At 71.9% G+C, this 12,512-nt stretch carries 12 protein-coding genes and 1 tRNA gene; 8 read left to right on the top strand and 5 right to left on the bottom strand.

The genetic code is table 11. The features are described from left to right. Positions 1-55 precede the first annotated feature (55 nt). Positions 56-643: a carboxymuconolactone decarboxylase family protein gene (locus ACZ4FH_RS33775; RefSeq protein ID WP_467309585.1), complete on the bottom strand. Its 588-nt coding sequence runs from the start codon at positions 641-643 to the stop codon at positions 56-58. Positions 644-848: 205 nt separating this feature from the next. Between ACZ4FH_RS33775 and ACZ4FH_RS33770 the strand changes: the two genes are divergently transcribed. The 7 genes from ACZ4FH_RS33770 (at position 849) to ACZ4FH_RS33740 (ending at position 7,138) form a co-directional block, all read left to right on the top strand. Further along, the gene (locus ACZ4FH_RS33770) at positions 849-1,289 is read left to right on the top strand and encodes a PPOX class F420-dependent oxidoreductase (protein WP_467309584.1); all 441 of its coding nucleotides are present in this window, start codon (positions 849-851) and stop codon (positions 1,287-1,289) included. A gap of 98 nt (positions 1,290-1,387) precedes the next feature. After that, positions 1,388-2,650 (top strand): MBL fold metallo-hydrolase, encoded by a 1,263-nt coding sequence (locus ACZ4FH_RS33765; protein ID WP_467309583.1) that lies wholly within the window; start codon positions 1,388-1,390, stop codon positions 2,648-2,650. Positions 2,651-3,013: 363 nt separating this feature from the next. Further along, on the top strand, positions 3,014-4,984 hold the full coding sequence (locus ACZ4FH_RS33760) for a sensor histidine kinase (protein WP_467309582.1): 1,971 nt from the start codon (positions 3,014-3,016) through the stop codon (positions 4,982-4,984). A gap of 7 nt (positions 4,985-4,991) precedes the next feature. Continuing rightward, positions 4,992-5,426 (top strand): roadblock/LC7 domain-containing protein, encoded by a 435-nt coding sequence (locus ACZ4FH_RS33755; protein WP_383638109.1) that lies wholly within the window; start codon positions 4,992-4,994, stop codon positions 5,424-5,426. Between the two features lie 2 nt (positions 5,427-5,428). Beyond that, complete coding sequence (locus ACZ4FH_RS33750; protein ID WP_467309581.1) at positions 5,429-5,800, top strand: DUF742 domain-containing protein; 372 nt, start codon at positions 5,429-5,431, stop codon at positions 5,798-5,800. After that, entirely contained in the window at positions 5,778-6,560 is a 783-nt protein-coding gene (locus ACZ4FH_RS33745) for a GTP-binding protein (RefSeq protein WP_383638103.1), read from the top strand. The genes ACZ4FH_RS33750 and ACZ4FH_RS33745 overlap by 23 nt, the downstream gene beginning before the upstream one ends. Next, positions 6,557-7,138: a GAF domain-containing protein gene (locus tag ACZ4FH_RS33740; protein WP_383638100.1), complete on the top strand. Its 582-nt coding sequence runs from the start codon at positions 6,557-6,559 to the stop codon at positions 7,136-7,138. The genes ACZ4FH_RS33745 and ACZ4FH_RS33740 overlap by 4 nt, the downstream gene beginning before the upstream one ends. Before the next feature lie 86 nt (positions 7,139-7,224). Here ACZ4FH_RS33740 and ACZ4FH_RS33735 read toward each other — a convergent pair whose 3' ends face one another. Both ACZ4FH_RS33735 and ACZ4FH_RS33730 read right to left on the bottom strand, forming a co-directional pair. Beyond that, positions 7,225-8,130: a transketolase family protein gene (locus tag ACZ4FH_RS33735; RefSeq protein ID WP_467309580.1), complete on the bottom strand. Its 906-nt coding sequence runs from the start codon at positions 8,128-8,130 to the stop codon at positions 7,225-7,227. A gap of 79 nt (positions 8,131-8,209) precedes the next feature. After that, positions 8,210-8,911: a transketolase gene (locus ACZ4FH_RS33730; protein WP_467309579.1), complete on the bottom strand. Its 702-nt coding sequence runs from the start codon at positions 8,909-8,911 to the stop codon at positions 8,210-8,212. Between the two features lie 127 nt (positions 8,912-9,038). Here ACZ4FH_RS33730 and ACZ4FH_RS33725 point away from each other — a divergent pair. After that, positions 9,039-9,112, top strand: a tRNA-Pro gene (locus ACZ4FH_RS33725). Between the two features lie 345 nt (positions 9,113-9,457). On the opposite strand, the gene ACZ4FH_RS33720 is transcribed toward ACZ4FH_RS33725, so the two are convergent. Beyond that, positions 9,458-10,513: a hypothetical protein gene (locus tag ACZ4FH_RS33720; RefSeq protein WP_467309578.1), complete on the bottom strand. Its 1,056-nt coding sequence runs from the start codon at positions 10,511-10,513 to the stop codon at positions 9,458-9,460. Positions 10,514-10,543: 30 nt separating this feature from the next. Beyond that, positions 10,544-12,454, bottom strand: coding sequence for a DNA/RNA non-specific endonuclease (locus ACZ4FH_RS33715; protein ID WP_467309577.1), 1,911 nt, complete (start codon positions 12,452-12,454; stop codon positions 10,544-10,546). Between the last annotated feature and the right edge of the window lie 58 nt (positions 12,455-12,512).

Below are 12,512 nucleotides of genomic sequence, written 5' to 3'. Positions count from 1 at the left end.
CAACGAGGCCCGGGGCCCGCCCGGCCGATCATGGCCGGACAGCCCCTGCCCGGGATCAGCCCCCGGCGGCCCCGGTACGGCGCCCGGCGGCCGGCGGCGGCACCTCGCACTGGTCCTTGAAGCCCTGGCTGGCGATCCCGAGGGCGTCATTGGTCCGCGCCCGCATGTTCTCCACCGCGATCACCGCCGTCAGCTCCACCAGCGCCGGCTCGCCGACCGCGACGCGCAGCCGCTCCACCAGGTCGTCCTCCACGTGCGGGGGCGTGACGGACATGCCCTCCGCGTAGGCCAGCACATCGCGCTCCAGCGGTGTGTAGGCATCGCTGTCCTGCCAGGCCGGCACGTCGGTGAGCTTGCGCGGGTCCATGCCATCGTTGTGGTGCAGCCAGTACCCGAAGTCCATGCACCAGGCGCAGCCCACGGTGGCCGCCGCCCCCATCACGGCCAGCGCCGAGAGCTGCGGGTCCAGCTTCTTCCAGCGGGCCACGGACATCTCGTACCGGGAATTGGCCCACAGCACCCCGGTGTGGTGGGCACCGGCCCGCAGCGGGTCCATGACCTTTCCGTAGGTCCGCTTCGAGTACCAGGACACGGCGCGGAACAGGAGGCTGCGGGGCGGGTCGAGCGAGATACGGGCGGTCATGACCGGTCTCCTTCGGAACGGCTCGGTTCCGGACGGTGCGGCGGCGAGCCGGCGTCCGGACGTGCTTGCACGGATGGGACGGGCCGGGGCCGCCGGATGTGACATCGCTCCGAGGGCGGTGCACGAAGTGGCCGGAACCGCACGCCCGGGGCCGCCGGGGCCCCCGGGGCGGAATCCTGCGCGGGGGCCGTGCGTTGGACCGGGCATGACGGGATTCGACGCACGCCAGGAAGCGCTGCTGCGGCTGGTCGGCGAGGAGGACGGGGGCGTCCTCGTGACGCTCGGGAAGGACGGCAGACCGCAGCTGTCCAATGTGAACCACTTCTATTATCCCGAGGAGCGCCTGGTCCGCGTCTCGGTCACCGCGGACCGCGCCAAGACGCGCAACCTCCTGCGGGACCCCCGGGCGAGCTACCACGTGACCAGCCGGGACCGCTGGGCCTGGACGGTCGTGGACGGCACCGCCGACCTCACCCCGGTGGCCGCCCGGCCCGACGACGCCACCGTGGAGGAGCTGATCACGCTCTACCGCGACGTCCAGGGCGAGCACCCCGACTGGGACGACTACCGCGCCGCCATGGTCAGGGACCGCCGCCTCGTGGTGCGGCTCCACGTGGAGCACGTGTACGGGCAGCAGCGTGCCTGAGCCCTCTCCGGAGCGCCCTCCCGATGGCCGCTCCGCGCTCGCACAGCCGTACGCCCTGCCCATAATGAGAACGACACCGACGCCCCCAGGAGACCCTTGTGACCGGCGCTGACCCCCTTGCGTTCCGCACCCGGCTGCGCGCCCTGCGCCCCGCTGCCTTCGGAGCCGACCCGGACGGCGCCCGCATGGAGCGCATCCGGCGCTCCCCGAACTTCGCCGACGGCGTCTTCCAGAACCCGGTGGGGGCGCGGATCCGGCCCTCCGGTTCCCCGCTCGACTTCGCCAAGGTCTTCTTCCGCAAGGAGGAGCGGGCCCTCAGGACACCGACCGGCACCGTTCCCGTGCACGCGACGACCCTCGCCGATCTCGCCGAGCCGCCCGCCTCGGGTCTCCGGCTCACCTGGATGGGGCACTCCAGCGTCCTCGCCGAGATCGACGGCCGGCGGGTGCTCTTCGACCCGGTGTGGGGCGAGCGCTGTTCGCCCTTCCCGTTCGCCGGACCCAAGCGGGTGCACCCCGCGCCGCTGCCGCTGGGCGCGCTGGGCACGGTCGACGTCGTCGTGATCTCGCACGACCACTACGACCACCTGGACCTGCCGTCCATCCGCACCCTGGCGGGCACCGACACCGTCTTCGTCGTCCCGCTCGGCGTCGGCGCCCACCTGGAGCACTGGGGCGTGGCCCCGGACCGTATCCACGAGCTCGACTGGAACGAGTCCACCACGGTCCGGGACGTCACCCTGACCGCCACCCCGGCGCGGCACTTCTGCGGCCGGGGCCTGCGCAACCAGCAGCACACCCTCTGGGCCTCCTGGGTCGTCGCCGGGCCCGAGCACCGGATCTACCACAGCGGTGACACCGGATACTTCCCCGGATTCCGGGAGATCGGCGCCGCGCACGGCCCCTTCGACGCGACCATGATCCAGATCGGTGCGTACAGCCAGTTCTGGCCCAAGGACCGTACCGACAGCGAGCCCGAGCCGGGGGCCTGGCCGGACATCCACATGAGCCCCGACGAGGGCGTCCGCGCCCACCTCGACCTCCAGGGCGACGACGCGTCGGCGGGCGTCATGCTGCCGATCCACTGGGGCACGTTCAACCTCGCCCTGCATCCGTGGGCCGAACCGGCCGAGTGGTCGATGCGTGCCACCCAGTTCGCCGGGGTGACGATGGCGTCCCCGCATCCGGGCCAGCCCTTCGAGCCCGCCGATCCGCCGGCCGTCGAGCCGTGGTGGCGCGCGGTCGCCGCCGAACCGGCGCCCGGCTGGGGCAACTGGCCCCCGGTCCATGTGCCGCTGACCGGTCCGGCCCCGGCCGTCACCGCCCCGGACCACGACCGCGCGGGAGCCGCGCAGCCCTGACCCGCCCCCGGTAGCCCCCGCGGAGCAAGCCCTGCGGAGCAAGCCCCTTCGGCCGTCGCCGAGGGGGCTTGCCGCGTTTCCCGGAGGGGTCGGGAAGGAGCCCTTCACCGCCCGCCGGACGAACGGGGCACCGGAAAAATCGGCTGTCAGTGCGAGCGGTCATACCAGAGCGGGACGGATGGCGGGCAAGTTCCACAACTGCCCGCCACGGCCGCGCACGAGGCGACTACCGTGTGTGGCCGGTGATCAACGGTGGGCTCATATTCTCCGAGCCTGCCCGGCCGATGACCGGAGAATGACCGACCACCGTAGGTGTCACCGCATGGATGCCGATTCCTGGTGCCCCACGTACCGAGGACGCTGATGTCTCAACTTCGCGCACCCGACGCGCGACCGGAACGACGAGAGGGCGGGCGGCACGGCCGACCGGGTCCCCGTTCCCACTCGGCCGCGGCCCGGCCCCGCGCCACCCGGCCGTCCCCCGAGGCGCGCATACGCCCTCAACTCCTGCGGACCGCCGTCCTGCCGGCCGTCGCCGCCGCCCTGGCCGGCGCCGGCGCGGTGATCTTCACCGCCCGCACCGGCGGCGTACGGCCCACCCGGGAGCTCTGGATCGCCTACGGCACCGCCGGCGGGCTCGCGCTCGCCGCGATGATCGCCGCGTTCCTGGCGGCCAACCGGGTCGCCACCACTGTGCTGGGCCGCTGTCTGGCCCTGCGCCGCGCCAGCGTCCAGAACCAGGCCGACCTCCAGCAGGTGGTGGAACAGCTCCGCAACGGCGAACCCGTACCCGCCCGGCGCGCCCCGCAGCAGGCCGTGTCCGGCGGCGACCCCTTCGCACTGCTGGCCCAGGAACTGGGCCGCCAGCAGGAGGGCGCCGTGGCCGCCGTCGTGGAGGCGTCCCGGCTCGCCGAACCCAGCGGGGAGGACCAGAAGGTCGAGGTCTTCGTCAACCTGGCCCGCAGGCTTCAGTCCCTGGTGCACCGCGAGATCCAGCTGCTCGACGAGCTGGAGCACGAGGTCGAGGACCCCGACCTGCTCAAGGGCCTCTTCCACGTCGACCACCTGGCCACCCGCATCCGCCGGCACGCGGAGAACCTGGCCGTGCTCGGCGGCGCCGTCTCCCGGCGGCAGTGGAGCAACCCCGTCACCATGACCGAGGTGCTGCGTTCCGCGATCGCCGAGGTCGAGCAGTACCCCCGGGTCAAGCTCGTGCCCCCGATCGACGGCACCCTGCGCGGTCACGCCGTCGCCGACGTGATCCACCTGCTGGCCGAACTGGTCGAGAACGCCACGGTGTTCTCCGCACCGCAGACCCAGGTCCTGCTCCGCGCCCAGCGCGTCACCGCGGGCCTCGCCCTGGAGGTCGAGGACCGGGGACTCGGCATGCCCGGCAACGAACAGAAGCGGATGAACGCCCTGCTCGCCGACCCGGACCAGGTCAACGTCGCCCGGCTCCTCCAGGACGGCCGCATCGGCCTGTTCGTGGTCGCCTCCCTGGCCCGCCGGCACGGCATCGTCGTACGGCTGCAGAGCAACATCTACGGCGGCACCCAGGCCGTGCTCGTGCTGCCGCAGACCCTGCTCGGTGCCGACGAGGACGCCTCCGCCGAGCCCGGCGGCGCCCCCGTCCCGCCGCTCGGGCCCGCCCACCGCCCCGCTCCCCAGGACGACACCGGGACCCATCGGGCCGCCCCGGCCCAGGCGCCCGCGCCGGTGCCCGCTCCCGACCCGGAGCACCGCCCCTACGTGCCGAGCCAGCAGCCGCGTCCGCAGCCGATGACGGCCACGGCGGGGCAGCCGACCCGGACACCGCAGGGCGAGGCCCCTCCGCTGCCGATGCGCGCCGAGCGACTCGACCGGCCCGCCGCCGCGCGCCCCGACGAGGACGCGGCGCCCGTGCTCCCGCAGGACAACGCTGTCGCGCCCGGCACGGCGGGCCGCCCCCAGCTGCCCCGACGGTCCAACCAGGAGAACCTGGTCCCGCAGCTCAGGGAGGCGCCGGCGCCGCGTACCGACGAGGAGCCCAGCCTGCACGACCCCGGGCTGGTGGCGGCCTTCCGGCGCGGCATCGACCTGGCCGAGGCACGGGTCGAGACCGAGTTCGACGGCGACGCCGACGCCGAGCCGGTCGGCGGGAGCACCGGGTTCGGCCCGGCCGGCGGCGCGGGACTGCCCGTGGGAGCGGACGCGGGCACCTCCGCCGCCGCGGTCCGGGGACCCCTGGAACCGCTCCCCGTCCGCGGCGCCGCCCCGGTGCGGCTCTTCCGGGCCGGCCCGTACGCCGGCGACCACGACCCACTCGACGCCCACGCGAACACGACCAAGGAGTAGATGCACCATGGCCACCGAAATGCCGTCCGGCCAGGTCTCGGACCTCGACTGGCTGCTGAGCGGGCTCGTCCAGCGCGTGCCGTACACCCGCAGCGCGGTTCTCCTCTCGGCCGACGGGCTGGTGAAGTCCCTGCACGGCATGGACGCCGACAGCGCCGACCACATGGCGGCGCTGGCCGCGGGCCTGTACTCCCTCGGCCGCAGTGCCGGGGCCCGGTTCGGCGACAACGGGGAGGTCCGCCAGGTCGTGGTGGAACTCGATTCGACGCTCCTCTTTGTGGCCACGGCCGGATCCGGCACCTGCCTCGCCGTGCTCGCCGGGCGCAACGCGGACGCCGCCGTCCTCGGCTACGAGATGACCATGCTGGTCAAGAGCGTCCGGCCCTATCTCATGACCCCGACGAGACAAGCGGCCGGGTCGCCGGGCGCCACGGGGCTGTGACCGTGCCGGCCACGCAGGACGGGCCGTTGCTCGACGATGCGGCAGGCCGCCTCATCCGCCCCTACACGGTCAGCAACGGCCGTACCCGTCCCACCACCGTGCTCGACCTGCTGTCCCTGATCAGAGCCACCGGGGCCGTCCCGCAGACCCACCTGGGTCCCGAGCACTCCGTGGCGCTCGGCCTGTGCGGCGGCCCCACCTCGGTGGCCGAGATCGCCGCCCATCTGCGGCTGCCCGCCGTGGTCACCAAGGTCCTCCTCTCGGACCTGGTGGACTGCGGCGCGGTCACCGCCCACCCGCCCGCCTTCCATGACATGCCCACCGACCGATCCCTGCTGGAGGCAGTGCTCGATGGCTTACGACGACAGCTCTGACGGCTTCGACGGATCCGCCCCGTACGCGGGGACGGCGAGCCCCGGACATGTCGGCTACGCGGACGCACCGGCCCCGGGCGGATACGCGGATCCACCGGGGGACCCCGGATACGGCGGCGGCGACGCCTACGGATACGCGCACCCCGCCCAGCCGCCCGGAACGCCCGAGGGCTTCCCGGTCGCGCTCAAGGTGCTGGTGGCCGGCGGTTTCGGCGTCGGCAAGACGACCTTCGTCGGAGCGGTCAGCGAGATCGCGCCGCTCAGCACGGAGGAGCTGCTGACCCAGGTCAGCGCCGCCACGGACAGCCTCGAAGGCATCGAGTCCAAGACCTCCACGACGGTGGCGATGGACTTCGGCCGGATCACGCTGGACGAACAGCATGTGCTCTATCTGTTCGGCACACCGGGCCAGGAGCGCTTCTGGTTCATGTGGGACGAGCTGTCCCAGGGCGCGCTCGGCGCCGTGGTCATCGCCGACACCCGGCGCCTGGAGGAGTGCTTCGCCGCCGTCGACTTCTTCGAACGCCGTGGCATCGGCTTCATCGTCGCGGTCAACGAGTTCGACGGCGCCTTCCGCTACGGCCCCGAGGAGGTGCGGGCCGCCCTCGATCTGGCGCCCGAGGTACCGGTCGTCCTCTGCGACGCCCGGATCGCCAGCTCGGGCACCGGAGCACTCGTCACCCTCGTCCAGCATCTGATCAACGCGTCCGACGCCGCGGCCCCGCTCTCCGGTCACGGAAGCTACGGAGCACCCCGGTGACGACGCCGCACGCCCTGGGGCGCCTGCTGCTGACACCCGTCGACAGTGACGCCCGGGTCCGCAGCCGGCGGTTGCGCAGCCTCGGTCTGGGGGAACGGCCCGACGGCACCTTCGAGAACTTCGACGCCTTCGCCGACCGGGTGGCCGAAGTGACCGAGGTGCCGTTCTCGATGGTCAACTTCATCGACGGGAACCGCCAGTTCTACGCCGGACTGCACACCCCGGCCGGCACCCGCAAGGGCTCCGACCTGGGGGCGGCGGCCGCCGGGAGCGGGCGGTTCGTCGCCCTCGACCACGGCTACTGCCCCCATGTCGTCGTCCGCCGCAAGGCCCTCGTCCTGGAGGACGTCTGCGACTATCCGCGGTTCGCCGGCAATCCGGTCGTCGACGACATAGGCATCCGCTCCTATCTCGGGGCGCCGCTCATCGACCGTACGGGCCTCGCCCTCGGCGCCGTCTGCGCCGTCGACATCGTGCCCCGCTCCTGGGGCAGGGCCGGGCTCGACACCATCAAGTCCCTGGCCCAGGAGCTGGTCTGCCACCTTCACCGGCGGGAGGAGAACATCCTCGGGATCTGACCCGGCCCCCAGGCCCCCGGCCTCCGGCCTGCCGGATCCCCGGCCCAGGCGTTCCGCCCGCCGCTCGGGCCCGACGGCCGTGCGCCTCACTCGCCGCCGAAGAAGGCGCCGATCCGCTGCCGCAGACCGCGCGGGTCCAGTCCGTGTGCGGCCAGGTGCTCCTCCATCCGCCCGTACCGCCGCAGCTCCTCCCGGGCCACGCCCAGCCCCAGCACCCGGTGGGGTACGGCGGCGAGCGCGTCATTGGCCGCAGCCGTCGAGGTCCCCGCCAGATACGGCTCCACGATCACGACGTCCGCCGCGTCCCGGCCGGCCACCGCCTGCCGCAGGCCTGGCGCGTCGAACGGACGGACGGTCGTCGCGTACAGCACGGTCGTGTCCATCCCCTCGGTGGCGGCGAGGACGTTGTCCAGCATCGGCCCGACGGCGACGACCACACCCCGCCCGCCCTCCCGCACGGTGGCGAACCTTCCTGCTCCGCCCACCGGCCGCGCCCGGTCGTTCGCCTGCACGGAGAGCCGCACATACACCCGTCCGTCCCCGGCGGCCGCCTCCCTCAGCAGGGTCTCGGCCTCGTCCGGGTGGCCCGGCACGTGCACGGTCCAGCCGTCCAGGGTGTCCATGAGCGCCACATCGCCGGGTGCCATGTGCGTGAAGCCACCGGCCGGCCAGTCGTACGAGGCCCCGGCGCTCACCAGCACCCCGCCGACGCCCTGGTGCCCGAAGTCCAGCTTCACCTGCTCGAAGGGCCGCTCCACCAGGAAGCTCGCGAAGGTGTGCACGACGGGCCGCATCCCGGTGAGGGCCATCCCGGCCCCGGCCCCGATGAGCAGCTGCTCCCGGATGCCGACGTTGACGACCCGGTCGGGATGGTCCCGCTCGGCGCGGGCGAATCCGTCCCGGCTGATCTCCGCGAGGACGAGCGCCAGGCGCGGGTCCTCGTCGAGCAGCCGGGTGGTGGTGGCGATGAAGCGGTCACGCATCGTGTCCATGGGAGGGATCCTTCTTCTCGGTCCGAGGAGGCAGGGGGCGGGGCGGGGAAGGGATTACGGAGGCGGCGGAGGGCGAGGGTCAGTGCTTGGGGGCGACCCGGGCGACGACGGCCCGGGGGCGTCCGGGGTGCGGTGCGGTGAAGGCCGCGTACAGGGCCCCGTGGTCCCGTCCGTCCACCGAGTCGACCGACCAGCCCGCGGTCGCGAACCGCTCGGCGATCCCGCCGGGGCGTCCGTACGTCGCCGAGGCGTTGTCGATCACCACGGTGTGCAACTGGTCGAGCCCGGCCGGACCGGCGTACGCGATCGCCTCGTGGTTGCTGCCCTCGTCCAGTTCGGCGTCCCCGGTCAGCACCCACACGCTCGGCTCGCGCAGCCCCTGGGCACGCAGCCCCAGCACGCTCCCCACGGCCAGCGGAAGCCCGTGCCCCAGCGATCCGCTGCCGATCTCGACCCCCGGCACCAGCATCCGGTCCGGATGGTGCCCGAGCGGCGAGTCGTACGAGCCGAACCCGGTCAGCACCTCCTCGTCGAAGAAGCCCCGCGCGGCGAGCACCGCGTAGTACGCCATCGGGCCGTGCCCCTTCGACAGCAGGAAACGGTCCCGGCCGGGCGCGTCCGCGGTCTCCGGTGTGACCCGCAGCACCCGGTCGTACAGCACCCACAGGGCGTCCAGCGTGGAGGTGGCGGCGGGCCCGTGCTTCTCGTCGCCGGTCATCAGGCTCATCAGCCGCGGCAGGTCGCGGTATCCGGAGGCCGGGGCGGTGGTCGTGTTCGTCATGCCACCGAGCGTCCGACATCAAGTGCGCTTGAGGTCAAGCGATGAATGCGTTCGTGACCACCCTTTGAAGTGCGGTATTGTTCTCATGCGCGTTCAGCCAGGGGGAAACCCCAGGTCAGACGGGCATCGGGACGTGGCGCAGCTTGGTAGCGCACTTGACTGGGGGTCAAGGGGTCGCAGGTTCAAATCCTGTCGTCCCGACTGGAGACAGTCGCAGATCAGGGCCGGTTTCGGAGATATCCGAAACCGGCTCTTGATCATTTCTGGGGACCGGTTGGGGACCAACTGGAGGTCCGGCGTCCTTGACCGGGTCAGCGGGTCATGGGCGCGGACAATGGTTGAGTCGACCGCCAGGACCCACCCGAGATCCCCCTCAGCGTCCGCTTGGGCGAGCAGAGCGGTGAACACCCGCGCTCAGGTGCCGTCGAGCGCCCATTTTCGCAAGCGGGTGGTTCTGCCAGGCCCATGACAGCCCCTACTGGCACGAGTCCTGTGGGAAGGGCTGCATGCCGGCCGCGGCCGGCTGGTGCTCTTCTTACGCACCGATCACTGGATCAGTTCGATGTGCGGATGGTCGGGGGATAGCGGGCAGGCGTGCAGTTGCAGGTTGGAGCCGCGGGCGATGTCGAGCCCGGTGGGCTTCTGTGCCGTAGACAGAGGGCGAGACGGCGTGAGGTTCGCCCGGTCCTCTTCAGGGGCCCAGCCCTGGGTGCCCGCATTCCATTCGGAGCCGGCGATGGTGAGCAGCGGGTCGGTTTCGGTTCCGCATTCCGGGCAGCGGCGGGGCATGGGGTCGGTGAGCCCCCAGCGGGTCCACCCGCCGATCTTCCAGCCGGGGGCGACGGACAGTTCGCTCGTGTAGAACTCGTCCGGAGCGGCCGAGTAGGCACTGTCCACCGCCGCTCCGGCCGCCTGCCATCGGGACCAGTCGCGCAGTTCCTCCGACAGTTCCTTGCTCAGCTCCAGAGGGTGGGGGTATTCGGTGATCTCCTCCGGTGCGAGCAGACAGGGCTCCGGCAGGTAGCCGCGGAACTGCATCGCGGGCGGCTCGGGCGGTGTGTCGAGTACGTCGGTGATCTCGGCGGCGGAGCGCCAGCGCAGCACGGTCGTGGGGTTTGCCGGGTGGTCGAAGGGACACCAGAGGACCTGGAGCAGATCGGCCTCGGACTGCCCGGGCGGGCGCAGGCCGGGGATGTCGCGTACATACAGATGGGCCAAGGGGAGCAGGGCGACGGGCCCTTCGGGCCACGGGCGTCCAGCCTTGATCCGCTTCGCGGTCGCTGCTTCCTGGGGCGTGTACCGGGCGGCCAGGGGGAGGTTGGGGTCGCTGCACGGCCGCTCGGTCAGTTCCGCCCGGATGCGCCGCTCCCACCGGACGTCGTCCGGTGAGAGGGCCGGGTTTCTGCCGTCCCACACGTGGGGCCCCGGGCAGTGGGGCCAGGGCTCGTCGGCGGGCCACAGGAGTGGTCCGCCGACGGAGCTGTCGTGTGGGGTCGGCGACCCGGGCCGCGGGTGCAGCCGGGTCGCCGTGCGCGCCAGCGGAGCAAGTCGAGGGAAGAGCGCGGTCACGTCGAGCGGCCGCGGCGGCGTGGTGATACTCATGCTTGCTCCGATAGTGCGAACTGACCTGAGTCAGTTCCCGAGGTTGAAACTCCCGGTATTGCCCTGGGTGTTGGGGATGTACTCGTCATCGAACACTGGATGCGACCATCCGTTCGCACGCACCAGCGTACCGGTCATCTTCACGCCCACGGGGATCGTGCTGTCGGCGCTCTCGTAGACGGGCGTCACCTCGTAGAAGATCGAGTCGTTCGGGCCGAAATCATCGGATTTCAGCTCGTTGACTACTTCGGCCTCATGCGTCCGCATGCTCGGTGTTCCCGTGTTCATCCCCACCTGCCAGCAGGGGACGAGGTTGGTCAGCCCACCGTCTCCGACCTGACCGGTGCCGCCGAACGTATTGGCGATCAGGTGGCATCGGGCGAGTCCGGCCGTCGGTACGCCGGGGAGTGCGGCGAAGTCCTTGGCATCCTGCCACCCGGTGATGTCCCCGTTGGTTGCGTCGCTGCCCTCGACGTACGGTTTGCCCAGGCAGGCCCGCGCGACGGTCGCCCGCTCGCCGGCCGGGCTCGACAAGTTCTTCTTCTCGATGTGGGGGACCGTTTCCGTGGTGTTCTTGATCCACCCGCGGCCGGACGTCCGCGACCCGGTCGGCGCGTTGTTCAGGCACGAGCCGGGGGATGTCGCCGTGACCTTCAGCTTGAACTGGTCGGCGTCGACCACTCGCTGGTCCTGGAAGCCCGCGGAGAGCTGGTCATCGGCGAACTTCTTGTTGGCGGCCGAGACGTGGGCACGCATGCACGGTGTGGCGGGATCCAGGTCCGTGCCGCCGTTCAGCGCGGTGAAGTCCCAGCCTCCGTTGCTGAAACTGGGAATGACCTCGGCGCACCGGGAGCCGTCGATGCCGCCTTCCTTCACCTCTGCGAAGGGGAACCCGGCGCAGGTGTCGTCCGGAACGATGTCTACGGCCTTGAAGCTGCCACAGGTCGCGTTCGTGCGATCAGGAACGCCGCTCGTGGCCCGGGTCAGGAGCTTGTCGCGCCCCCAGTGGTCGTCCAGATACGTCTGGGACCAGACGAAGGCCGCCACCGCGGCGCCCTGGCCCGTGGTCCGGGTGTCCATCGGCACGACAGGCGTGATCGAAGGGACCGCGCATCCCGCCACCGAACTCCCCCCGACCGCGTCGTCGCACCGGATCTGACGGGCGTTCTTCCACGACGCGTTCGGGTCGGTCGCCGTCGCACCCGGGGACGTCACGTACATCGCGTACGCCGTGAGGAAGGAGGCGGAGGAGCCCGTCGTCTGCGGCGAGGAGTAGGTGACGGTGCCGGTGAGGGTCTTTCCGACGACGAGGTCGCTGTTGTACCAGGGGGCGGTCTTGGTGGCGGTACAGCCGGCGTCGCAGGAGGCGCGGAACTTGGCGCTCAGGGCGGTGACATCGCCCTCGGCGCCCGTCATCGTGACGGTGACCTCCTCGCTCCAGGTCGTGGCGGTCGCGGAGAGGTCGCCGCCGGTGGAGACCGTCAGGGTGCCGCGGCCGATCTCCACACCGTTGTTGTTGCGAAGGATGTAGGTGATGTTGATGCCGGTCACGCAGTACGAGAAGCGCTCGTACGTGTAGCTGCCGGGGTTGGTGATGTCGCAGCTGCCGGCGGTGGCGGTGGTGGTGGCGGCGACGCGGGGCTGCGCCTTAGCAGGGGCGGGAGCGACGGTCACGCAGGATTCGACGGCGCCCGCGCGGCGCTCCTTGGAGCCGGGCGCGGTGGCGGTGCACTTCTCACCGGAGAGGGCCGCGAGGGTGTTGGTCCTGTTGCCGGTGTCGGCGGCCTTGGTGGCCGACGACGTGGTCGCCGTGGACGACTGCGGCTCGGCCGCCTGGCTCGTGACGGCGGTCGTGAGGACGAGCGTCAGGGCGGTGAGGCCGGTCAGGAAGGCTGAGCGGGCGCGTCTTTTCGGGGCGCGCCCGGTGCGTATCGCGTGCATGGAGGCAGGGACTTTCCGTGAAAGGGGGGAGGGAAGAGCGGGGGGCGCCGCATGACTG

This window comes from Streptomyces sp. NPDC024555, assembly GCF_055559335.1.
Note: the sequence above shows the minus strand (reverse complement) of the source record. Positions and strands in the feature narration are given on the sequence as shown.